We start from the raw sequence: 22,154 nt of genomic DNA, 5'->3' as shown, positions 1-22,154 counted from the left end.
CCGCGAACCGAAAGCACGCTGCAAGACTCGGCATCGCGCTGTTCCACAGTTCGGGAAACGCTCGCGATCGACCGGCCCCGTTTCTGTGCATCCGCGCATCGCGGCGTCGTCGCGTTGGCGTCATGGCGACGCTTGACCACATAGTGCAACGCGCGGCGCGCCGACGCCCCATCACGCGCAATGCGCTTTCGCGGCGATTCGCTCCGCAATCGCGCGCATTCCGATACCGCAACGAACGAGTCGTGCGTGCAAACGTCGTCGACCGCAGCGCGATCGCGTCGCGAACCGGTTCCCTTCGGCGGCACCGTTGCCGCGTGCGTCGACGCCGCCGCGCATGCGCGCGAACCCGCCGATGTCAGAACTGACAGCTATGGAAACTGGCAGCTACCTGAACGGCACCGACGCCCTACGCTCGTCACCGCTCGCGGCCCCACAAGGGCCGGGGGCTCCAGCAACGTCGTCTCTCCTAAAAAGGACTCCCGATGAAAAGGAACGCCTGGTTTGCCCTCCCCCTTCCGTCGCCCCGCCGCCTCGCGTGCGCGTGGCCGCTCGTGCTCGCCGCCGGCGCGGCGCATGCGACGACGGACTGGGTCGACACCCACACAAAGGCCTTTCTGACCGGCCCGCAACTGATGGCGCGCAGCGCGGCGCCGTCGCTCGAACTCGCGGCCGGCGAGACGACCGACGTCGTCGTCAGCCTGAAGCTGCGCAACGCCGCGCAGCTCAAGCAGCTCGCGCACGACGTGAACCGGCCCGGCAACGCGCATTACCGCCAGTACCTGACGCACGAGCAGTTCCTCGCCAGCTACGCGCCGACCGACGCGCAGGTGAAGTCGGTCGTCGACTATCTGCGCAAGAGCGGCTTCGTGAACATCGAAGTGGCGCCGAACCGGCTGCTGGTGTCCGCACGCGGCACGGCCGGCACGGTGAAGACCGCATTCAACACGTCGCTCGTGCATTTCCAGTACGCGGGCCGCTCGGGCTTCGCGAACGCGTCGACCGCGCAGGTGCCGCGCGCGCTCGGCGACGTCGTCGGCTCGGTGCTCGGGCTGCAGAACGTCGCGCGCGCACGGCCGATGCTGCGCATCGGCAACGTCGCGAAGCCGCAGGCACTCGCGGCCGGCACGGCCACCGGCCACTATCCGAAGGAATTCCCCGGCCTCTACAACGCGACCGGCGTGCCGACCGCGGCCGGCGTGACCGTCGGCATCATCACGATCGGCGGCGTGTCGCAGACGCTGCAGGACCTGAAGCAGTTCACGTCGAGCAACGGTTACGGCACGGTCACGACCCAGACCGTCAAGACCAACGGCACCGGCACGAGCGGCAGCTACAGCGACGACCAGGACGGCCAGGGCGAGTGGGATCTCGACAGCCAGTCGATCGTCGGCTCGGCCGGCGGTCAAGTCGGCAAGCTGGTGTTCTACATGGCGGACCTGAACGCCGCCGGCAACACGGGGCTCACGCAGGCATTCAACCGCGCGGTGTCGGACAACACCGCGAAGGTGATCAACGTGTCGCTCGGCTGGTGCGAAACCGACGCGAACGCGGACGGCACGATCGACGCCGAGGAACAGATCTTCACGACGGCTGCCGCGCAGGGCCAGACGTTCTCGGTATCGTCGGGCGACGAAGGCGTCTACGAGTGCAACAACCGCGGCTATCCGGACGGCGCGAACTACACGGTGTCGTGGCCGGCCGCGTCGCCGCACGTGCTCGCGATCGGCGGCACGACGTTGTACACCACGTCGGCGGGCGCATTCTCGAACGAAACGGTGTGGAACGAAGGTCTCGACGGGAACGGCAAGCTGTGGGCCACGGGCGGCGGCGTCAGCACGGTCCTGCCGGCGCCGGCGTGGCAGTCGGGCAGCAATCGTCAGTTGCCCGATGTATCGTTCGACGCCGCGCAAAGCACGGGCGCGTACATCTACAACTACGGCCAGCTGCAGCAGATCGGCGGCACGAGCCTCGCCGCGCCGATCTTCACCGGTTTCTGGGCGCGTCTGCTCGCGGCGAACGGCACGGGTCTCGGCTTCCCGGCCGGCAAGTTCTATGCGGACGTTCCGTCGAATCCGTCGCTCGTGCGCTATGACGTCGTGTCGGGGAACAACGGCTATCAGGGGTACGGCTACCAGGCAGGCACCGGCTGGGATCTGACGACCGGCTTCGGCAGCCTGAACATCGCGAACCTCAACAAGCTGATCCAGACGGGCGGCTTCTGAGCGTGATGCGAAGGCCGGCGCGCGGCGGTCGTTCGCCGCGCGCCGGCCGTGAAACTCGCGGGCAGCGGGCGCGTACGGAACGCTACTCCGTCGCCGGCTCCTTCGCCGGCGTCGCCGCGACCGATGCGACCGGCGCGCCGGCCCGATGCGACGGTGCGAAGAGCCGCAGCCCGCTCGCGACGCTCGCGGCGCCGGCAAAGCCCGCACCGAGCATCAGCGCGAGCGTCGGCCCGTGACGCCCGGCGATTCCGAACGACAGCGCGACGAGCGCCGCGCCGGTCGCCTGCCCGATCAGCCGCGCGGTCGCGATGATGCCGCTCGCGCCGCCGCTGCGCTCGGGCGGCGCGCTCGACATCAACGCCTTCAGGTTCGGCGACTGGAAGAAACCGAAGCCCGCGCCGCACAGCATCATCCGCCAGCCGATGTCGACGACGTTCGGCGCCGCCGGCAGCGCGGCAAGCGACACCATCCCCGCGCTCAGCAGCGCGAGCCCGATCGCCCCGAGCAATCCGGGCGGATAGCGATCCGAAAGCCGGCCCGCGATCGGCGCGGCGAGCGCGACGATCGCCGACCATGGCGTCATCAGGAAGCCCGTCTCCACCGCGTCGCGATGCAGGACGGTTTCGAAGTAGAACGGCAGCGACACGAACGCGAGCCCCTGCGCGGCGAACGCGCATACGGCCGTCAGCGCGGACAGCGTGAACACCGGCCGGCGGAACAGGTCGACCGGCAACATCGGCGCCGGATGCCCGGCCTGGCGGCGGATCAACAGCGCCCCGAACGCGAGCGCGACCGCGGCAGCCGCGAACACGACGGACAGCGGCCCGCGCTGCGCGAATTCGCCGAGCGCGAAGATCAGCGATGCGAACGTGATCACGTTGAACAGCGCGGCGAGCGGATCGAACGCATGCTTGCCGCGCGCCGTCTGCGGCAGCGACGGAATCGCCACGGCAAGCGCGAGCACGCCGAGCGGCACGTTCACCGCGAACAGCCACGGCCAGGCGGCCACCGACAGGATCAGCGACGCGATCGTCGGCCCCACGGCGAACGACACGCCGACGACCAGTGCGTTGAAGCCGACGCCGCGCCCGAGCCGGTGCGCGGGAAACAGGTTGCGGATCAGCGCGACGTTCACGCTCATGATCGCGCTCGCGCCGAAGCCCTGCACGATCCGCGCCGCCGTCAGCTGCGGCAGCGTCGCCGCGAGCGAGCAGCCGAGCGACGCGAGCGTGAACACCGCGAGGCCCGCGACATACACGCGCTTGTGACCGACGATGTCGCCGAGCGACGCGAACGGCAGCAGCGTCGCGACCATCGCGAGCTGGTAGGCGTTGATGATCCACACCGACGCGGCCGGCGACGCGTGCAGGTCGGTTGCGATCGCGGGCAGCGCGGTGTTCGCGATTGCCGTGTCGAGCGTCGCGAGCGCGACGGCCAGCAGCACGGCGGACATCGCGCGCCAGTTGACGGCCGGCTCCCGGGCGCCGGCAGGGGATGCGAATTCGGACAAGATGAGGCTCGGCTGACGAGCGACGCGCGGCGTCGCGGATTGAGCGGCGCGGCACCGCGCGTCCCTGCTGCACGAACGGAACGCGCGGCACCGCGAGCCGTATTGTTGCAGAGCCGCATCGAACGTGCAGGCGACCGCGTCGTCAGTCAGCGAAACGAAAGCTTCGGTGCACCGCGTCGAGTGCGCGGCATCGTTGAAAACGCAACGATCGACGGCGCGCCGGACGCTGCGCTTCCGGCCGTCACGACACCGCGCGTCGCGCGTTGCGTCCGCGCAGCCATTCGAGCGCGAGCAGCAGGCTCGTCGAGAAGATGATCAGGATCGTCGCGAGCGCGGCGATCGTCGGGCTGATGTTCTCGCGAATGCCGGTGAACATCTGGCGCGGCAGCGTCGTCTGATCCGCGCCCGCGAGGAACAGCGTGACGACGACTTCGTCGAACGACGTCGCGAACGCGAACAGCGCACCCGACATCACGCCCGGCGCGATCACCGGCAGCGTCACGCGGAAGAACGTCGTGACGGGATTCGCGCCGAGCGACAGGCTCGCGCGCACCAGGTTCTGGTTGAAGCCCTGCAGCGTCGCGGCCACCGTCGTCACGACGAACGGCACGCCGAGCGCCGCGTGCGCGGCGATCAGCCCCGTGTAGGTATTCGCGAGCCCGAGCGGCGCGAAGAACAGATACATGCCGACGCCGACCACGACCACGGGCACGATCATCGGCGACAGCAGCACGGCCATCAGGAGCCCCTTGCCGCGGAAGTCCGCCTTCGTGAGGCCGATCGCGGCGAGCGTGCCGAGCACGGTCGCGACGACGGTCGCCGACGGCGCGACGATGAAGCTGTTCTTCGCGGCCATCCGCCACTCGTCCGACGCGATCAGGTTCTCGTACCAGCGCATCGAGAAGCCCGGGATCGGATAGACGAGGAACGTGCTCGACGAAAACGACAGCGGCACGATGGCGAGCACCGGCAGGATCAGGTACAGCAGCGTCAGCACGACGAGCACGCGCAGCGCGACGTACCACGCGCGCTCGACGAACGACATGTGCGGCGCGAACAGCGGCCTGGCGAGTTTCATGGTCGGCATCCCCTTCCCGTTTCGTTGTGCGCGGCGCTCAGCCGAGGCTCACGTTGGTGCGCGTGAAGCGCCCATATACCGCATACAGCACCAGCGTCGCCGCGAGCAGCAGCCCGCCGAGCGCGCACGCCATGCCCCAGTTGATCGTCACGTTCGTGAAGTACGCGACGTAGTAGCTGACCATCTGGTCGTTCGGCCCGCCGAGCAGCGCGGGCGTGATGTAGTAGCCGATCGCCAGGATGAACACGAGCAGCGCGCCGGCGCCGACGCCCGGATAGGTCTGCGGCACATATACACGCCAGAACGCGGCGAACGGATGGCTGCCGAGCGACACGGCCGCGCGCTGGTAGGTCGGCGGGATCGACTTCATCACGCTGTAGAGCGGCAGGATCATGAACGGCAGCAGGATGTGCGTCATCGAGATGTACACGCCGACGCGGTTGAACAGCAGCGTCAGCGGATGCGAGATCAGCCCGCTGCCGATCAGCGCCGTGTTGATGAGCCCTTCGCTCTGCAGCAGCACGATCCACGCGGCGACGCGCACGAGCACCGAGGTCCAGAACGGAATCAGCACGAGGATCATCACGAGGTTCGCGCGGCGCTCCGACAGCGTCGAGATCCAGTATGCGAGCGGATAGCCGAGCAGCAGCGCGAACAGCGTGACCGCGACGCCGATCACGAACGTGCGGCCGAAGATCGCGAGATAGATCGACTGATCGGGATCGGCCTGCACGATCCGGCCGAAGCCGTCCTGCTTGTGGTCGAGCGCGGCGAGCAGGTAGAACGGCGACATCTGGCTGCCGTTCTTCGCGATCGACTGCCAGTACGCGACGTCGCCCCAGCGCGAATCGAGATCGATCAGTTTCGCGCGCGTTTGTGCGGGCGTCAGCGCCGCGTCGTTGTCGCCTTTCAGCGGCATCGCGCGCGCCGTCTTCGCGACGAGCGAGCGGTAGCCGGGAATCTCGGTGTTCAGGCGCCGCGCGAGTGCGCCCATCGCCTCGCTGTCGGCGACCTTCGTCATGTCGGCCGCGAGCGCGGCATACGCGGCGTCGGCCGGTGGCACCTTGCGGTCCCAGCCCGACAGCGCGGCGATCGTGTTCGGCAGCGCGGTCGCGATCTCGGGGTTCTGCACCGCGCGCGTGAGCAGCGTGCCGATCGGCACGACGAAGATGAGCAGCAGGAAGATCGCGAGCGGCGCGATCAGCAGCAGCGCCATCGTGCGCTTGCGGGCCTCGGCGGCCTTCAGCTCGCGCTTGAGCGCGGCCGTCGACGGCGAGGAAGGAGCGATCGTCATCGTGTTCAACGGTTCTCTCCGGCCGGGCTCGATCCGGCGGAATGCCGCGCGACGCAGTCGATGCGCCGCGCGGCAGGTTGCATCAGGACACCTGAGTAGCGGTTACTTCGTCGCCCACGCGGCGAAGCGCTGCTCGAGCTCGTCGCTGTGGTCGGTCCAGAAGCCGATGTCCTCCAGCACCGCGTTCTTGCCGTTGGCCGGCGAGTTCGGCAGGTTCGCGAGCGTCTTCGCGTCGAGCGACTTGATCGCCGCGATGTTCGTCGGGCCGTACGCGATGTGCTGCGCATACCCTTGCTGCGGCTTCGGCGTCAGCGTGTACGCGATGTACTGCTCGGCCAGCGCCTTGTTCGGCGAGCCCTTCGGAATCGCCCAGTAGTCGAGGTCGTAGATGCTGCCGTTCCACACGACCTTCAGGTTCTTGCCTTCCTTCTGCGCGGCATCGATACGGCCGTTGTACGCGGTCGACATCACGACGTCGCCGGCCACCAGGAACTGCGGCGGCTGCGCGCCCGCTTCCCACCACTGGATGTACGGCTTCAGCTCGTCGAGCTTCTTGAACGCGCGGTCCTGGCCGGCCTTCGTGCCGAGCACCTTGTACACGTCCTTCGTCGCGACGCCGTCGGCCATCAGCGCGAACTCGAGGTTGTAGCGCGCGCCCTTGCGCATGCCGCGCTTGCCCGGGAATTTCTTCACGTTCCAGAAATCGGCCCAGCCGGTCGGCGCGGTCTTCAGCTTGTCCGCGTTGTACGACAGCGCGGTCGACCACACGAAGAAGCCGACGCCGCACACCTGCGGCGATTCGGGAATCAGGTCGGACTTCTTCGCGATCTTCGACCAGTCGAGCTTTTCGTACAGCCCTTCGTCGCAGCCGCGGTTCAGGTCGCCCGATTCGACTTCGACCACGTCCCAGTTGACGTGCTTCGCCTCGACCATCGCCTTCACTTTCGCCTGCTCGCCGTTGTACTCGACGGCCGTGACCTTGTTGCCGGTCGCCTTCTCGAACGGCTGGTTGAATGCGGCCTTCTGTGCGTCGCCGTTCGCGCCGCCGAAGTTGACGACCGTGAGTTCGGCCGCCGTGGCCGATGCGCCGACGACGGCGAGCGCCAGTGCGAGCGCGGTGCGACGCGCGGTAGTGCTTGCTCCGTTCATGATGGTTCCTCTCCTCTCGTGGTGGAAGTGGGCAGTTGTTGTTGACGACGTGCTGCGATAAAGCGGGAAAACCCTGCGTCAGGCGAATACGCGCAGATGCTCGGGCGCGAATGCGAGCGATACCGGCGCGCCGGGCGAGAACGCGTCGAGCGCGCCCGTGCCGAGCGGCACCTTCACGAAGCATTCGTCCTGGCCCGGCAGCGCGCAGCGCATGCGCACGTGATCGCCGAAATAGATGAGACTGCGCGCCTCGCCGGTCACGCGGTTGGCGGTGCCGTTCGCGTGGCCGTTCGCGAGGCTCATGCGTTCGGGCCGGATGCATGCGACGGCCGGCGCGCCTTCGGCCGCGTCGCCGATGCGGCGACCGACGAGCTGCGTGCCGTCGTCGAGGCGGAATTCGCAGAATTCGCCGTCAACGCGCGCGATGGTGCCGCGCAGCCGGTTGCTGTCGCCGATGAAGTTCGCGACGAATTCGTTGCACGGCGATTCGTACAGGCGGTCGACGGTATCGAGCTGCTGCACGATGCCCTTGTCGAACACCGCGACGCGATCGGACATCGTCAGCGCCTCGCCCTGGTCGTGCGTCACGTAGACGAAAGTCACGCCGAGCTTCTCGTGCAGCGCCTTCAGTTCGTACTGCATGTGTTCGCGCAACTGCTTGTCGAGCGCGCCGAGCGGCTCGTCCATCAGCACGAGCTTGGGCTCGAACACGAGCGCCCGCGCGAGCGCGATGCGCTGCTGCTGGCCGCCCGACAACTGCGCTGGATAGCGTTTCGCGAAACGCTCCATCTGCACCATCTTCAGCGCATGCGCGACGCGCTCCGCGCGCTCGGCCGGCGGCAGCTTGCGCACCGACAGCGGATACGCGACGTTCTGCTCGACCGTCAGGTGCGGAAACAGCGCGTAGTTCTGGAACACCATGCCGATGTTGCGCTTGTGCGGCGGCACGGTGTTCAGCAGTTCGCCGTCGAGGCGGATCTCGCCGCCCGTCGGAAACTCGAAGCCCGCCAGCATCATCAGGCAGGTGGTCTTGCCCGAGCCGGACGGCCCGAGCAGCGTCAGGAATTCCCCTCGGTGGATGTCGAGGTCGAGCGATTTGACGACCAGCGTCTCGCCGTCGTAGGTCTTCCGCACGCCGCGAAAGCTGACGATCACATCATCGGACTTCATCGTGGCTGTCCCCTTGCTGCGCGACAAACGTTTTTGAGATGAACCCACTATACGGTGCGTACGGTTCTACAATAGGGAACCATTTCAATATTCCTAGTAGGACCACTTTGGATACCGTGATCCTGGCCGACTGGCTCTCCGCCCGTCTCGACCGCAGCTCGTCCGAGCCGATGTATCGGCAGTTGCTGCAACTGATGCAGCAAGCGATTCTTACCGGGGAATTAGGGCCAGGGACGAAGCTGCCCAGTTCGCGCACCCTCGCGGCAGACCTGTCGATCGCGCGCAATACCGTGCTGCACGTGTACGACCAGTTGACGGCCGAAGGCTATGTGCTGACGACGACCGGGAGCGGCACCTATGTGGCCGACACGCGCCCGGACGCGGCCGCGATCCGCGTGCCGGGCGCCGCGCCGCCGCCGTCCGACGCCGGTGCGGCGGCGCAGCAGGACGCACAAGGCGACCTGTCGATGCGCGGACGGCAGTTGATCGAGCATGCGGGCGTGTCGCGGCGCCAGTGGGGCGCGTTCATGCCGGGCGTGCCGGATGTGTCGGAATTCCCGAGCCGGACATGGAGCCGCCTGCAGGCACGCCTGTGGAAAGAAGCGAATCCCGAATTGCTGACCTATTCGCCGGGCGGCGGCTACCGGCCGCTGCGCCGTGCGCTCGCCGACTACCTGCGCGTCGCGCGCTCGGTCAAATGCTCGCCGGACCAGGTGATCATCACGACCGGCATTCACCAGTCGATCGACCTTGCGGTGCGGTTGCTGTCCGACATCGGCGATCGCGCGTGGGTCGAGGAGCCGTGCTACTGGGGTGTGCGCAGCGTGCTGCAGGCGACCGGCCTCGCGCTCACGCCGGTGCCGGTCGACCAGGAAGGCATCGATCCGAGCGCGAGCGACATGCAGCATCCGCCGCGGCTCGTGCTCGTCACGCCGTCGCACCAGTATCCGCTCGGTATGGTGATGAGTCTCGCACGGCGCCGGATGCTGCTCGAGTACGCGCGCCAGCACCGCTGCTGGATCATCGAGGACGACTACGACAGCGAATTCCGCTACGGCAGCCGCCCGCTCGCGTCGCTGCAGGGCCTCGACGACGGCGGCCGCGTGATCTACGTCGGCAGCCTCGGCAAGATGCTGTTCCCGGGCCTGCGGATGGGCTACATGGTCGTGCCGGAGCATCTTGTCGACACGTTCCGCACCGGGTTGTCGGAACTGTATCGCGAGGGCCAGCTGATGCAGCAGGCCGTGCTCGCCGAATTCATCATGGACGGGCACCTGACTTCACACGTCAGGCGAATGCGCACGCTGTACGGCGAGCGCCGGCAATTGCTGATCGATGCGATCCATGCGCGCTTCGGCGACGCGCTGCCCGTGATGGGCGACGAGGCCGGCCTGCATCTGGTGCTCGGCCTGCCCGACACGTGCGACGATCGCGCGGTCACGCAAAGCGCATTCGACGCAGGTGTGATCGTGCGTCCGCTGACCAGCTACTACAGCAGCCTGGACACAGCGCGGCGCGGACTGCTGCTCGGCTATGCGTGCGTCGCGCACGAAGGCATCGGCCCCGCGTTCGATACGCTCGCGGCAACCATCGAACAGCATCTGCCGCGGCACGTCACGCGCGCGGCATGACCGTGTGCGTCACTGCGCGGCGGCCGCGCCGCGGTCGAGCGACGCCGCGCGCATCGCTTCGCCGGGCTTCGTGAACATGCGCTGCCGCAGCGCGGCGATCTGCGCGTCGCGATCCTGCGGCGACAATCCGGCCGTGCCGATCTGCGCGCGCTGCGCCGCATAGTCGGCGTAGCGGCTCTGCCACGATGCGTCGTCCTCCTGCATCTGCGCGACGCGCGCGGCGGCTTCCGGGCCAAGTGTCTGCGTCAATTGCGCGCGCATTGCGTCCGGCGTCGCCCCGCTCTTCTGCAACTGCGCGATCTGCTCGATCGCGGCCTGCTGCCGGTCGGCCTTCTGCCGTGCCGCGCGTTCGTCGGCGGGCATCTGCTGCGCGAGCGCTGCGAGCCGCTCCGCCTTCTGTGCATCCGTCAGCGTGCGGTCCTGCGCAATCTTCAGCCGCGCGAGATCGTATCGCTGCCGCCACTGCTCCGAGCCGAAGAACGGCTGGCTCCAGTCGCCGAGCGCGCGCGACGCGATCGACGCACGCTGATCGAGCGCGAGCTGCAGCGCACCGAGATCGGACTTGTCGACCGCGCCCGCCTCCGGCAGCTTCGCCAGCGCGTCGAGATACGCGCGATAACGATGCCAGACGTCGAGCGCCTCGGGTTGCGCCGCCGTGCCGTCGAGCTGTGCGGCGATCTCGCGCACGACGAGTGCGTCGAGCGCGGCCGCGTTCAGGTCGCTGCGCGCGGTCAGGCAGTAGTCGAAGAAATCGCGCACCGCGCGCGACTTCGCGAGATGGCCGCCGGCATCGAGCGGCAGCCTCGGCGCATTGGAACCGGCGAGCGGCGGCGGCAGGCCCGCGCTCGCGGGCAATGCGGCCTGCGGCGGTGCGGCGCGCGTACCGCCGAGCACTGCCGCATCGGCCGCCGCATGCGTCGCGTCGGCGCCGCGATGCGATGCCGTGCCGCTCCAGATCGCGACGCCGGCGATCGCCACCAGCCCCATCGCGCCATAGACCGCTACGCACCGCGCCAGCGGCGCGCGTCCTTCACGTGCCGTCATCGATCATGCGCCCGCGAGCTTCAGCCGGTTCGCATGCGTGCGGATCACCGCGACCGGATCTTCCGCATTCGCGCCGCGTACGCCGAGCAACTGGTTGATCTCGTCGAGATGGTTCCACTTGTAGCTCGTGCTCAGCACCTTCCCGTAAAGCGCACTGCACTTCGACACGAGCCCGTCGTTCTGGCCCGAGGCGCGATTGATCATCACCGTGCCCGTGCCGAACAACGCAAGCGTCGACAGGTCCAGCGCGTTCGCCGGGTCGATCAACGGAATCGTGCTGGTGTCCGTCGCGCCCGTCACGCCGAACGCGGAGACGGTCGGCTGGATCGCCGTGCCGGCCCACGAATACAGCAGGTGCGTATTGCCACCGACGGTTTCCGTCGGCGCACCCGTCTGGCAGCTGCCCGGCGCGCCGAGGCCCGCGCTCGGGTAATTCTGGTTGTACGTGGCGGCCTGGGAAGTCGTCAGCGTCTTCAGTGAGGCGAGCGCGTCCTGGTTGGCGTTGTTGCTGCTGCTCGTCAGGATACCGAACACATTGGCGAACGCCGCGATCACCGACGACGACAATCCGGTCGGATCGTAGGCAAGCACGCCCTGCACGAAGTCGGCGAACTCCGAGCCGCGATGCGGCGTGCCGATCGTCGTCACCGACGCGACGAGATCGGGCGCGACGGCCGCGACGTAGCGCGACGTGAGGCCGCCCTGGCTGTGACCGACCAGGTTCACCTTGGTCGCACCGGTCGCCGCGAGCACCGTCTTTACGTAAGCGAGCAGTTGTTCGCCGCGCCCGTTCGGCCCGTCGTCGCTCTGGAACCCCGACAGGTTCGCGACGTAGACGGTCGCGCCATGCTGCTGCAGGTCCTCCTGGATGCCGTACCAGTACTCGAGCACGCCCGCGTACTTGTCGGTGCCGGTGAGCCCGTGCACGAGGATGATCGGATAACGCGTCGCCGCGTAGTCGTCCGCCGGCGCGGTTGCCGCCATCGCCGCGTGCGTCGTCGCGAGCGTCATCAGCGCGGTCGTCCCCGCGAACGGCGCGACGCTCATCGCGCAAGCCACTGCCCCTGCCACCACCCTGGAACGCATCGATCTGGCCATGTATGTTCTCCTGATTATTGTGCTGCCGGTGCGAATGAGATCGGATCGACGCGCACGGCGGGTCGCGAACGGGACGGTCGCGGGCAACGTGTGCGTCGAGTACAGGAGTGAATCACGAGTCGCGAACGTTTGCGCCCTGACTAGATACGGTTCTCTAATCGGTTGACGCGCCCCGCCCATTCGGGCGGGGCTGCGTTCACGCGTGCGCATGCTGCATCGCACACGCGCGCCGCGCGTTACAGCTTCGCGCTCACACGCACCCATGCCGTGCGCCCCGGCTCCATCACCGGCGCGTTCGCCGGATAGCCGAAGCCCGCATTGCCGGCGAGGTTCAGATGCTCGGTGTAGGCCTTGTTCAGTACGTTGTCGATGCCCACCGAGATCTGCACCTTCTTGCTGACGTTGTACTGCGCATGCAACGACAGCACGCCAAAGCCGGCGCTCGGACCGAAGTCCTTGCCGACCACGTTGCCTTCGTTCACGGCATAGCGATGCTGCGGCGCAACGACCCGCCACAGGCCGCCGGCCGACCATGCGCCGCGCGTGTATTCGAGCCCGAAGCGGGCCTCGAGCGGCGGCATCTGCGGCAGCGGATCGCCGCTCGTCGCGTTGCGCCCCCACGCATACGCGAGCGACGTCTCGACGCGCAGCGGTGCGACCGGCCGCCACGACACGCCGGCTTCGCCGCCCATGATCTGCGCGTTGACGTTGGTCGCCTGCGTGGTCGGCCCCATCATCCCGGTCGCGTAGTTGAACAGGATGTAGTCCTGCACATATCCTGCGTAGGCCGACACCCACGCATCGAACCGGTCGCTCTTGTACTGCGCACCGATGTCGAGCTGCGTGGTCTTCTCCGGCTGCACCGCCGAGAACGCGTTGATCGAACCGGCCGGCCCGCGCTTCGCGGAGAACAGCTCCCAGTAGTCCGGATAGCGTTCCGCGTGACCGATCCCCGCGTACCACGTGACCGGCAGCGCGGCGAGATCGCGCTCGTACCGCACGAAACCGCTCGGCAGCACGCGCGCGCGATCGTCGTCGAAGGTCGGGTTCGGCTTGCTCGACATCATCCCGCGCGTCGTCGCACGCTTGTCGCGCGCGCTCGCGTAGTCGACCCGCGCGCCGCCGATCACGCGCGACGCATCGCTCGCATACCACGTCAGCTCGCCGAACGCGCCGGCATTCCACATCGTCGCCTGCGCATCCCACGGCTGGTCGCCGTAGTTCTGTCGCCCCATCGCCGAGCGCGAATCGAGCCGGTTCGACTGCGCATCGACGCCGGTCACGAGCTTGAAGTCGTCGCCGAATCGGAACGTCGCGGCCGCCCGCGCACCAAGCGTGCGGCGCCGCACCTCGGATGCCATTCGCATCGGCATGCTGCTGGTCGGGTCGGGTTGCCGCAGCGTGTAGTTGTCCATCACGTGGTCGGCTTCGTTGTAGTACACGCGCGCTTCGATCCGGTCGAGCACGTCGCCGAGATGCCGCTTGTCGAACGACAGGCCGAACGTCTCGCGACGGAAATGCGCGCCGTCCATCCCGCGCCCCGCGTAGCGCGCATAACCGTCACCGGTGCCCGCCGTCAGTTCGACGCGCGTGTGATCGTCGGGCGTCCAGCCCAGCGCCGCGTCCGCGTTCCACTTGTCCCATTGCGACGGCACGGTGTTGCCGTTGCCGTCCTCGTAGTCCTGCGCATGCGCATGGTTCGCGATCACGCGGCCGTAGACGTCCGGCGTGCCGGCCGTCACGTCGACGTTCTGATCGTTGCGGCCGAACGATCCGCCGACCACGCTGCCGTCGAAGCGCATGCCGGGGCGCTCGAAGCGCGGCGTCACGCGTTCGAACAGCACGGTGCCGGCCGATGCGCCGGGGCCGTACAGCACCGTCTGCGGGCCCTTCACGACGGTGACCTTGTCATAGCTTTCCGGCGCGATATACGAGGTCGGCGCATCCATCCGGTTCGGGCACGCGCCGAGCGTCGGCATCCCGTTCGCGAGGATGTTCAACCGCGACCCGAACATCCCGCGCAGCACGGGGTCGCCGTTGGTCCCGCCGCTACGGATCGACGTGAAGCCGGGAATCGTCTTCAGGTAGTCCGCACCGTCGCTCGCCGGCAGCGGCTGGCGCGGCGTCTTCGGATCCGTGACGACGACGAGCGGCGTCGTCAACGGCGACGCCACGACTTCGACGGGCGGCAGCAGCACGGCCGCGTCGTCCGTCGGCGCACCGGCGGCCTGCGCGGATTCGGTCGCGGCCGCGGCGGCGGTCATCGCGCCGACGGCCAGCGCGGGAACGGTGAGTTTCAGCATGCGCGGCACGCGCCGCGCACGGGAATGGCGCGCCGCCCTCGGCGCGCGCAAGGAAAGAATGGTCATGATCGAAAGCCCGAGTGACGCCCTCCACGCGGCCTCGACGGACCGCACGGATATCGGCGATGAATGGAACGGAAGACAGCGCGTCAGGCGCGCTCGGGCGGTGCGCGTGGGTACGCGCGCGGATAGCGGTCGGCGCGTGCCGCGACCGCATGCGGCGCGGCGGCGGAAACGGCATCAGGGGGGACGAAGGCGAACGATGCGGCGGCCGCGCCGCCGATCGCGGGACTGTGCGCGAAGAAGCCGCAATAGCCGCACGCATCGAGATGCAGTGCATGGTCGTGCGCGCGGCCCGCATCGGGCGCGCGGTGTGCGCCATGCTCTGCACTGCAGACGATTGAGTCAGGAGTGGCCGCCTGCGCGATGCGCCACTGCGACACCAGCGGCGCCGCGATCGCGAGCCAGATCGCGAACACGCCGAGCCAGGCGGTCAGGTGACGATGTCGGTGCAGCATGCGCGGCGATGCGTAAGCGGAATGTAAAAGCAGCCGAGATGTTACAGAATGTTCGCCGCGATGGCCAGTCGCGCATCGCGGTAAACGGACCGGGGGCGCATGGTTGTCGATACAACCATGCGCCCCCGGCTGCTGCGCGGCTTCAGCGCGCGGCCATCACGGTGCCATGCGTCGCAGCACGTCGTCGCGCCGGATGAAGTGATGATAAAGCGCGGCCAGCGCATGCAGGCCGATCACGAAGTAGAACGCGTTACCGATCAGTTCGTGCGCTTCCTTGATCGTCGGCCGCAGCGCCTTGTCCGGTCCGAACAGCGTGAACGACACGCCGATCCAGTCGAGCGACACGGGCTTGCCGCCCATGTTGATCAGCATGATGCCGAGCAGCGGCTGCGCGATGATGAATACATACAGCGCGAAATGCGCGAGCTTCGACAGCCACTTGAGCAGCGTCGTCTGCGGAATGGCGTCCGGCACGCGGCTGATCATGCGCCACAGCACGCGCAGCACCGACAGCACGAGCACGAAGGTACCGGCCAGCAAGTGCACGTTCATCCAGAACACGCGACTGTCGCTGCCTTTCGGGCCGCGAATCTCGATGGCCAGGTAGGCCAGTGCCACCAGCAGGAAGATGGCCCAGTGGAAGAAGATCGCGGGTGAGCTGTAACGCGTCTGTTTCGCGAGGATGTTTTTCATGCTGTGTCTCGTAATTTCTCGTGTGGTATGCGGGGCCGCCACATGCCGCGGTTGACGGCAGCCCCCGGCGGCTGCCCCGATTGTAGCCTCACGCGCGACCGGCGTTGTCCGGCCGGATCAAATATCCGAGGAATTCGCTCGGCCCGTCCACTGGCCCGCCATATGGAAAGTCCGAATCGCGCGCGCCAGCGGCTGTGGCACGATGAAGCTTTGGTGCGACGTTGCGCGGGCATCATGAGCAAAGCGTTCTTCGTTGCGGCCTACCGGCTGATCGCCGCGTTGCTCGCGGTGTCGACCACGCTGCACAGCGTCGCCGGCTACTGGGGCATGCCTGCCTTCCATCTCGGCAACTACTTCAGCTACTTCACGCAACTGAGCAGCCTCTATGCCGCGGCCATGCTGGTCGTGGGGCTGTCGCGTGTCACGCGTCCCGGCTCGGCGCGCTACGAATCGATGCGCGGCGCCGCCGTGCTCTACGTGCTGATCACCGCGATCGTCTACGAACTGCTGCTCGCGCGGCTCGATGCGTTGCGCCACGTCACGCCGGCCCTCAACAACTGGGTCCTGCACCGGATCGTGCCGCTCGTGGTGCTGTGCGACTGGCTGTACGTGGAACCGCGCTCGCCGATCGCGTGGCGCAGCGCGCTCGCGTGGCTCGGCTTTCCGGTCGTCTATCTCGGCTATACGCTCGTGCGCGGCGCGCTGGAGAACTGGTATCCCTATCCGTTCGTCGATCCGCGACCGCACGGGTACGTGCCGGTCGCGATCCAGTGTTCGCTCATCGCGCTCGGCGCGGCGGGACTCGCGCTGGGCATTCGCTGGCTCGGCAATCATGCGAGGCAGTCCGGCACCGCGGAGCTCAAGGAAGGGTGAAGACGGGAACGTGTGCGCCGCGCGGCGCACACGCCGTGACGCAGCGCGTCAGCCGCCGTTGCGCGGCAGGAAGTTCATCGGATCGACGACCTTGCCGTTCTGCCGGACTTCGAAGTCGAACGTCGCGCGACCGCTCGCGTCGGTGCCCATCTCGGCGACCGGCTGGCCCGCGCGCACCGCGTCGCCTTCGTTGACGAGCAGCTTGCCGTTGTGCCCGTAGGCCGTGATGAGGCCGTTGTCGTGCTTCAGGATCACCAGCGGGCCGTATGCCTTGACGCCGGACCCGGCGTAGACCACGCGCCCGTTTGCCGCCGCCCGCACCGAACGGTCGGGCCCGGTCGCGGCGATCACGATGCCGCGCGTCTTGCCGGCCAGGAATGGCGCGGCGACCATGCCCGTGGCCGGCCAGGCCAGCGAGCCCGGTTGCGCGGCCGCGGCGGGCGCCTGCCCGAGCGAGGTCGCGGCAGGCGGCGGCGCGACGCGCAGCACCTGGCCGGGCGATACGGCGTCATTCGGCGACATGTGGTTCCAGCTGGCCACGTCCTGCACGCGCTGCCCGTAGGCGGCGGCGACGCCGGCAAGCGTATCGCCCGGGTTCACGCGGTAATAGCCGGCGATCACGCCCGGCGTGGCGACCGACGCCGGCGTCGACGGTCGTACCGGCTGCCAGCTGTCGGTCCACGGCGTCATCGTACAGCCCGTCAGCGCGGCAGCCGCGGCGACGAGCGCCGCCTGCGGCAACCAGCGCGCCAGCGCATCGTGGATCGGAATCGTTTTTCTCAAGGGTCCTCCCGGATTTGCGTCGTTGCGCCGCCCACCGCCCTCCGGCGTGCGACGCACGATGTCCGGCCAGAGGCCGGACCAACCAGTATCCGACCGCTCTCGCGGCCGTCAGTTTCCACAGCGGGACGTCGGCGCGAACGGGCTCACCGGCCCCTTTTTCGCGCCATTTTCGCGTTGTCCCGGCCGTCAAAGATACCATCTGTCGTGGTCAGGACCGCGACAGGCGCCCGATCCGGCAACAATCTTGCGGTCTCGCAGACACGTGTCGGCGGGCCGCGAGCCGCATCCCGCAGGGCGTCCGAAGCGGCGTCAGGCCGCCGTTCCGCAACCGACGGCCGTGTCTCGCCCACAACCTCCACCCCGCCTCCGGCCGCCTCCTATACTCGGAGGTGCACCGCACGACCCCGCGATAACGAGGAGAAAAACCATGAACAATGCGACGTTTCTGTCCGTGCAGCTCAACGCCGAGGATTTCGCCGGTTCCAGCGGCCTCGTCGAATTGCTCAACCGGCACCTGCTGTTCGCGACGGACGTCGCCGAAGCGGCGGACGCACTCGTCCAGCTGGCGAGCGTCGCACACCTGAGCGGCGCCACGCGGCACAGCGTCGAGCTGCCGGTACTTGCGATCGAGCGGCTGCGCGACGCGCTCGACACGCTGAGCGGCTACGACGAGGCCTGGCTGCAGGCGCTGGAACCGGCCGACGCGCTGTTCCGGGACATCGGCCGCGGGCCGCGGCCGCTGCATTGACACGGCGGGCGCCCCCAATGAAAACAGCCCGTCGTTCCGTGATGCGGAACGACGGGCTGCGGATACTGCGTGGGGTCATATCAAGCCGCACATGCGGCCCGGCGATCGATGCCGATTAACGACCCTTGTAGACCGGTGCGCCATCCGACACGCGCTTGACCTGCCAGCCGGTCTTGGCGGCCGCCGGAGCGCCCGATTCCTGCTGGGCGGCCGGTTGCGCACCATAGCCGCTCGTATCGGCAGCGGCCACGTTTTGTTGCGGGTTCACGCGGGCTTCGGCTGCCTGGATGCCTGCCGGGTAGTCGGTACGGTCGCTGCCCAGCTTGTAGCCGGCCTGTTGCAGCTGGGCCAGTTCGGCCTTCACCTGCGCACGGGTGACGGGGGCGTTCTGTTGGGCGAACGAGACGGCGGGAACGGCGAGGACAGCAGCAGCAGCGAACGTTGCGATCAGCGATTTCATGATTACCTCCGGGATTTTTTTGCTCCGCCGCACACACCATGTCTGCAGCGATGGAACAAAGTTTAGTCCCGAGATCACCTAGGGAAAACCATGAAAGAACGAAAACACTGTTTCCTCGAAGCCAACAATTCCGGCATCCGGGAACGAAAAACCCTACTCAAAGAATAGAATTTCGCAACAATGCCATCCTCGCCCGCCGGTTACGACCAGTTCGCGTGGAAGCTGCCCGGCTTGTCGGTACGCTCGAACGTATGCGCGCCGAAGAAGTCGCGCTGCGCCTGCACAAGGTTCGCCGGCAGCCGCTCGGAACGGTAGCTGTCGAAGTACGCGACCGCCGACGCGAACGCCGGCACCGGCACGCCTGCCTTCACCGCGGCCACCACGACGTCGCGCAGCGCCGTCTGGTAATTCGCGGCGATGTCCTTGAAGTACGGGTCGAGCAGCAGGTTCGCGAGCGCGGGATCCTTCGCGTACGCGTCCGTGATCTTCTGCAGGAAGCGCGCGCGGATGATGCAGCCCGCGCGGAAGATCTTCGCGATCGTCCCGAGATCGAGGTTCCAGCCATACTCTTCGGACGCCGTGCGCAGTTGCGCGAAGCCCTGCGCGTACGAGATCACCTTGCTCAGGTACAGCGCGCGGCGCACCGCTTCGACGAACGCGGCGCGATCGCCGTCGAACGGCGCGGCGGCCGGGCCCGACAGGATCTTGCTGGCCGCGACGCGCTCGGTCTTCAGCGACGACAGCACGCGCGCGAACACCGACTCGGTGATCAGCGGCAGCGGCACACCCAGATCCAGCGCGTTCTGGCTCGTCCACTTGCCGGTGCCCTTCTGCGCAGCGCGATCGAGGATCACGTCGACGAGGTGCTTGCCGGTTTCTTCGTCCTTCTTGCCGAAGATCTTCGACGTGATCTCGATCAGGTAGCTGTCGAGCTCGCCCTGGTTCCACTCGGTGTACACCGCGCCGAGTTCGTCGTTGGTCAGGCCCGCGACGTCCTTCAGCACGGCGTAGCTTTCGGCGATCAGCTGCATGTCGCCGTATTCGATGCCGTTGTGGACCATCTTCACGTAGTGGCCCGCACCGTCCGGCCCCATGTATGCGACACACGGCTCGCCGTCCGACGGCGCCTTCGCGGCGATCTGCTTGAGGATCGGCTCGACCAGGTCGTACGCGTCGCGCTGGCCGCCGGGCATGATCGACGGGCCGCGCAGCGCGCCCTCTTCGCCGCCCGACACGCCGGTGCCGATGAAATGCAGGCCCGATTGCGCGAGTTCCTGGTTGCGGCGGATCGTGTCCGTGAAATGCGTATTCCCGCCGTCGATCAGCACGTCGCCCTTCTCGAGCAGCGGCTTGAGCGATGCGATCGTCGCATCGGTCGCTTCGCCGGCCTTCACCATCATCAGGATCCGGCGCGGCGTTTCGAGCGACGCGACGAACTCTTCGAGCGTATAGGTCGGTACCAGATTACGGCCGGGGAATTCGGCGATCAGTTCGTCGGTTTTCTCGCGGCTGCGGTTGTACACCGACACCGCGTAACCGCGGCTCTCGATATTGAGTGCGAGATTGCGGCCCATCACCGCGAGCCCGATCACACCGATTGCTTGTTTGCCCATTAGTCAATTCTCCGGAAAAAACAGGGCGCGACCCGAACCGGGCCGCGCGCACAGGCGAAAGGATAGTGGAAACCCGGCTGCGATGCGCGCTTGCGTGTCATTGCTCCGCGTGCGGCAGACGCCGGAACACGACGCTCAGATTGTTCGCCGGCATCTCGACGACCTCGATGCAGTCGAGCCCGCGGTCGAGGCCGACCGCGACGACCGCCTCGAGATCGCGCACGCCCCACGACGGGTCGCGGCTGCGCAACTGCTGGTCGAACGCTTCGTTGGACGGCGCGGTGTGCCGGCCTTCGCGACGATACGGGCCGTACAGGAACAGCACGCCGCCCGGACGCAGCACGCGCGACGCGCCGGCGAACAGTGCGTCGGTGCAGGCCCACGGCGAGATGTGGACCATGTTGATGCAGACGATCGCGTCGAACGCCGCGGCCGGCCACGATGCGTCGCGCACGTCGAACGCCAGCGGCTCGGCCAGGTTCGCGAGGCCGGCATGGGCGACCCACGCGGCGATCGAGCGGCGCGCGTGCGCGTCGGGATCGCTCGGCTGCCAGCGCAGCGCCGGCAGCGCCCGCGCGAAATGGACCGCATGCTGCCCGGTGCCGCTCGCGATCTCGAGCACGTCGCCGCTGGCCGGCAGCACGCGACGCAGCACCTCGAGGATCGGCTCGCGATTGCGCTCGGCCGCCGGCGCCGACAGCCGCGCGGACGGATCGGGCGAGGACGTCGGCCCGGTCACGATGCGTGCTCCGGCGCATCGCCGGCGACGCCCAGCCGCGCGTTCAGCGCGTCGAGCGCGGGCGCGCAACGCGCCTCGACCTTCAGCGTCAGCATCGGATCGGCGCGCGTATGGCCGAGGTTCAGCGCGGCAACGGGCTTGTTCTGCGCCTGGGCCCACACGCAGAACCGGTAGCCGGAATACACCATCAGCGACGAGCCGACGACGAGCAGCGCATCGGCCGCATCGAGCGCCTGCGACGCCAGCGCGACGCGTTCGCGCGGCACGTTCTCGCCGAAGAACACCACCGCCGGCTTCAGCAACCCGCCGCAGGCCGGGCAGGCCGGAATGCGGAACGTGTCGAGCGCGGCCCATTCGAGGTGCGCGTCACCGTCGGCGGCGGGTTCCGCCTGCGCACCGAGCAGTTCGGGGTTGTCCGTTTCGAGCAAGGTCTGGATCGTCGCGCGCGCGTGATGCGCGCCGCAATCGAGGCATGTGACGCCGTTGATGCCGCCGTGCAGTTCGATCACGTCGCCGCTGCCGGCACGCTGGTGCAGCCCGTCGACGTTCTGCGTGACGAGGCGCTCGATCCGGCCGGTGCCGCCGAGCCGCGCGAGCGCGACGTGCGAGCGGTTCGGCTGCGCACGGCCCACCACGGGCCAGCCGATCATGCTGCGCGCCCAGTAGCGGCGGCGCGCGGTGTCGGAACCGAGGAATTCGTGGAGCTGGATCGGCGGCGAGCGCATCCATTGACCGTTGCGGTCGCGATAGCCGGGAATGCCGGAATCCGTGCTGATGCCCGCACCGGTCAGCACGAGCAGCCGCGGATGGCGCTCGACGAACGCGTGCAGCGCATCGAGCGCGGCCGGATCGATGCTGGCGGACGAGGGGGTGGGCAAGGCGATGTCGTTCATGTTGGCGGCGCGTGATCGGGCGCGGTGGCAAGCCGTGCGGCCAGCGCGCCAGCACATGATACAGAACGCCGCGCGATCGGGCCGGCGATCCGCGCGACACCGGCGCGGCAAAAAAAGACGCCCATCGACCACATGGCGATGGGCGCTCCAACAATTGATCCATCGGGGTAGTGGATCAACTGACAGCACAATGTCGTCAGATCCACCGCGGCGCGGCCGGCGGACCTTTCCCCTGGACTACACCTTCGATTTCCTGATGTCGGGCGGATCGCCGCGCGGCACCGCGTGCGGGAGGCACACGCATGCGTCGCGCTCGGCACGCATGCGTTTCGCGC

Annotated in this window: 19 protein-coding genes; 4 read left to right on the top strand and 15 right to left on the bottom strand. The window is 68.0% G+C overall.

What is annotated here, in order from left to right; translation table 11 throughout:
- Nucleotides 1-482 precede the first annotated feature (482 nt).
- Complete coding sequence (locus ACV22V_RS03145; RefSeq protein WP_059689662.1) at nucleotides 483-2,222, top strand: S53 family peptidase; 1,740 nt, start codon at nucleotides 483-485, stop codon at nucleotides 2,220-2,222.
- Nucleotides 2,223-2,304: 82 nt separating this feature from the next.
- On the opposite strand, the gene ACV22V_RS03140 is transcribed toward ACV22V_RS03145, so the two are convergent.
- The 5 genes from ACV22V_RS03140 to ACV22V_RS03120 form a co-directional block, all read right to left on the bottom strand.
- Nucleotides 2,305-3,732, bottom strand: coding sequence for an MFS transporter (locus tag ACV22V_RS03140; RefSeq protein WP_063888579.1), 1,428 nt, complete (start codon nucleotides 3,730-3,732; stop codon nucleotides 2,305-2,307).
- 241 nt (nucleotides 3,733-3,973) lie between these two features.
- Complete coding sequence (locus tag ACV22V_RS03135) at nucleotides 3,974-4,810, bottom strand: ABC transporter permease (RefSeq protein WP_059525632.1); 837 nt, start codon at nucleotides 4,808-4,810, stop codon at nucleotides 3,974-3,976.
- Nucleotides 4,811-4,847: 37 nt separating this feature from the next.
- A complete protein-coding gene (locus ACV22V_RS03130) occupies nucleotides 4,848-6,104 on the bottom strand; it encodes an ABC transporter permease (protein WP_448013017.1) in 1,257 nt (418 codons plus the stop codon).
- A 102-nt stretch (nucleotides 6,105-6,206) separates the two neighbouring features.
- Nucleotides 6,207-7,253 (bottom strand): ABC transporter substrate-binding protein, encoded by a 1,047-nt coding sequence (locus ACV22V_RS03125; protein ID WP_059689660.1) that lies wholly within the window; start codon nucleotides 7,251-7,253, stop codon nucleotides 6,207-6,209.
- 78 nt (nucleotides 7,254-7,331) lie between these two features.
- Nucleotides 7,332-8,423, bottom strand: a complete 1,092-nt coding sequence (locus ACV22V_RS03120; protein WP_059524691.1) for an ABC transporter ATP-binding protein — start codon at nucleotides 8,421-8,423, stop codon at nucleotides 7,332-7,334.
- Between the two features lie 107 nt (nucleotides 8,424-8,530).
- On the opposite strand from ACV22V_RS03120, the gene pdxR reads away from it, so the two are divergent.
- Nucleotides 8,531-10,054, top strand: coding sequence for a MocR-like pyridoxine biosynthesis transcription factor PdxR (gene pdxR / locus ACV22V_RS03115; RefSeq protein WP_448012952.1), 1,524 nt, complete (start codon nucleotides 8,531-8,533; stop codon nucleotides 10,052-10,054).
- 9 nt (nucleotides 10,055-10,063) lie between these two features.
- Here the strand turns inward: pdxR and ACV22V_RS03110 are convergent, their stop codons facing one another.
- The 5 genes from ACV22V_RS03110 to ACV22V_RS03090 all read right to left on the bottom strand — a co-directional run bounded on the left by ACV22V_RS03110 (nucleotide 10,064) and on the right by ACV22V_RS03090 (nucleotide 15,710).
- Nucleotides 10,064-11,098: a lipase secretion chaperone gene (locus ACV22V_RS03110; RefSeq protein WP_448012951.1), complete on the bottom strand. Its 1,035-nt coding sequence runs from the start codon at nucleotides 11,096-11,098 to the stop codon at nucleotides 10,064-10,066.
- 3 nt (nucleotides 11,099-11,101) lie between these two features.
- Entirely contained in the window at nucleotides 11,102-12,196 is a 1,095-nt protein-coding gene (locus ACV22V_RS03105; RefSeq protein ID WP_059524686.1) for a triacylglycerol lipase, read from the bottom strand.
- A 236-nt stretch (nucleotides 12,197-12,432) separates the two neighbouring features.
- Nucleotides 12,433-14,565, bottom strand: coding sequence for a TonB-dependent copper receptor (locus ACV22V_RS03100; protein WP_448012950.1), 2,133 nt, complete (start codon nucleotides 14,563-14,565; stop codon nucleotides 12,433-12,435).
- Between the two features lie 83 nt (nucleotides 14,566-14,648).
- A complete protein-coding gene (locus ACV22V_RS03095) occupies nucleotides 14,649-15,017 on the bottom strand; it encodes a DUF2946 domain-containing protein (protein WP_059689652.1) in 369 nt (122 codons plus the stop codon).
- A 156-nt stretch (nucleotides 15,018-15,173) separates the two neighbouring features.
- The gene (locus ACV22V_RS03090; RefSeq protein WP_059689650.1) at nucleotides 15,174-15,710 is read right to left on the bottom strand and encodes a cytochrome b; all 537 of its coding nucleotides are present in this window, start codon (nucleotides 15,708-15,710) and stop codon (nucleotides 15,174-15,176) included.
- 234 nt (nucleotides 15,711-15,944) lie between these two features.
- Here ACV22V_RS03090 and ACV22V_RS03085 point away from each other — a divergent pair, with 234 nt between their 5' ends.
- Nucleotides 15,945-16,583 carry a Pr6Pr family membrane protein gene (locus tag ACV22V_RS03085; RefSeq protein ID WP_059525630.1) on the top strand — a complete coding sequence of 213 codons (639 nt, stop codon included), beginning with the start codon at nucleotides 15,945-15,947 and terminating at the stop codon, nucleotides 16,581-16,583.
- A 48-nt stretch (nucleotides 16,584-16,631) separates the two neighbouring features.
- Here the strand turns inward: ACV22V_RS03085 and ACV22V_RS03080 are convergent, their stop codons facing one another.
- A complete protein-coding gene (locus ACV22V_RS03080; protein ID WP_059524678.1) occupies nucleotides 16,632-17,366 on the bottom strand; it encodes a peptidoglycan DD-metalloendopeptidase family protein in 735 nt (244 codons plus the stop codon).
- 427 nt (nucleotides 17,367-17,793) lie between these two features.
- Between ACV22V_RS03080 and ACV22V_RS03075 the strand changes: the two genes are divergently transcribed.
- Nucleotides 17,794-18,114, top strand: a complete 321-nt coding sequence (locus ACV22V_RS03075; RefSeq protein ID WP_006760526.1) for a hypothetical protein — start codon at nucleotides 17,794-17,796, stop codon at nucleotides 18,112-18,114.
- A 115-nt stretch (nucleotides 18,115-18,229) separates the two neighbouring features.
- On the opposite strand, the gene ACV22V_RS03070 is transcribed toward ACV22V_RS03075, so the two are convergent.
- The 4 genes from ACV22V_RS03070 to ACV22V_RS03055 all read right to left on the bottom strand — a co-directional run bounded on the left by ACV22V_RS03070 (nucleotide 18,230) and on the right by ACV22V_RS03055 (nucleotide 21,819).
- Nucleotides 18,230-18,574, bottom strand: a complete 345-nt coding sequence (locus ACV22V_RS03070; protein WP_059699901.1) for a DUF4148 domain-containing protein — start codon at nucleotides 18,572-18,574, stop codon at nucleotides 18,230-18,232.
- A 200-nt stretch (nucleotides 18,575-18,774) separates the two neighbouring features.
- Nucleotides 18,775-20,187 carry an NADP-dependent phosphogluconate dehydrogenase gene (gene gndA, locus ACV22V_RS03065; RefSeq protein WP_059524672.1) on the bottom strand — a complete coding sequence of 471 codons (1,413 nt, stop codon included), beginning with the start codon at nucleotides 20,185-20,187 and terminating at the stop codon, nucleotides 18,775-18,777.
- Nucleotides 20,188-20,284: 97 nt separating this feature from the next.
- On the bottom strand, nucleotides 20,285-20,926 hold the full coding sequence (locus tag ACV22V_RS03060; protein WP_448012949.1) for a DUF938 domain-containing protein: 642 nt from the start codon (nucleotides 20,924-20,926) through the stop codon (nucleotides 20,285-20,287).
- Nucleotides 20,923-21,819: an NAD-dependent protein deacetylase gene (locus tag ACV22V_RS03055; RefSeq protein ID WP_059699897.1), complete on the bottom strand. Its 897-nt coding sequence runs from the start codon at nucleotides 21,817-21,819 to the stop codon at nucleotides 20,923-20,925. Before ACV22V_RS03055 ends, ACV22V_RS03060 begins: the two co-directional genes overlap by 4 nt.
- Between the last annotated feature and the right edge of the window lie 335 nt (nucleotides 21,820-22,154).

This window comes from Burkholderia sp. AW33-5 (assembly GCF_053427615.1).
Note: the sequence above shows the minus strand (reverse complement) of the source record. Positions and strands in the feature narration are given on the sequence as shown.

Excerpts from the sequence above, each read along its gene's own strand:
- ACV22V_RS03105 (WP_059524686.1), bottom strand. The coding sequence starts at position 12,196 with ATGGCCAGATCGATGCGTTCCAGGGTGGTGGCAGGGGCAGTGGCTTGC.
- ACV22V_RS03095 (WP_059689652.1), bottom strand. The coding sequence starts at position 15,017 with ATGCTGCACCGACATCGTCACCTGACCGCCTGGCTCGGCGTGTTCGCG.
- ACV22V_RS03070 (WP_059699901.1), bottom strand. The coding sequence starts at position 18,574 with ATGAAATCGCTGATCGCAACGTTCGCTGCTGCTGCTGTCCTCGCCGTT.
- ACV22V_RS03125 (WP_059689660.1), bottom strand. The coding sequence starts at position 7,253 with ATGAACGGAGCAAGCACTACCGCGCGTCGCACCGCGCTCGCACTGGCG.
- ACV22V_RS03130 (WP_448013017.1), bottom strand. The coding sequence starts at position 6,104 with ATGACGATCGCTCCTTCCTCGCCGTCGACGGCCGCGCTCAAGCGCGAG.
- ACV22V_RS03135 (WP_059525632.1), bottom strand. The coding sequence starts at position 4,810 with ATGAAACTCGCCAGGCCGCTGTTCGCGCCGCACATGTCGTTCGTCGAG.
- ACV22V_RS03100 (WP_448012950.1), bottom strand. The coding sequence starts at position 14,565 with ATGACCATTCTTTCCTTGCGCGCGCCGAGGGCGGCGCGCCATTCCCGT.
- ACV22V_RS03090 (WP_059689650.1), bottom strand. The coding sequence starts at position 15,710 with ATGAAAAACATCCTCGCGAAACAGACGCGTTACAGCTCACCCGCGATC.
- gndA (WP_059524672.1), bottom strand. The coding sequence starts at position 20,187 with ATGGGCAAACAAGCAATCGGTGTGATCGGGCTCGCGGTGATGGGCCGC.
- ACV22V_RS03075 (WP_006760526.1), top strand. The coding sequence starts at position 17,794 with ATGAACAATGCGACGTTTCTGTCCGTGCAGCTCAACGCCGAGGATTTC.
- ACV22V_RS03055 (WP_059699897.1), bottom strand. The coding sequence starts at position 21,819 with ATGAACGACATCGCCTTGCCCACCCCCTCGTCCGCCAGCATCGATCCG.
- ACV22V_RS03120 (WP_059524691.1), bottom strand. The coding sequence starts at position 8,423 with ATGAAGTCCGATGATGTGATCGTCAGCTTTCGCGGCGTGCGGAAGACC.
- ACV22V_RS03110 (WP_448012951.1), bottom strand. The coding sequence starts at position 11,098 with ATGACGGCACGTGAAGGACGCGCGCCGCTGGCGCGGTGCGTAGCGGTC.
- ACV22V_RS03145 (WP_059689662.1), top strand. The coding sequence starts at position 483 with ATGAAAAGGAACGCCTGGTTTGCCCTCCCCCTTCCGTCGCCCCGCCGC.
- ACV22V_RS03085 (WP_059525630.1), top strand. The coding sequence starts at position 15,945 with ATGAGCAAAGCGTTCTTCGTTGCGGCCTACCGGCTGATCGCCGCGTTG.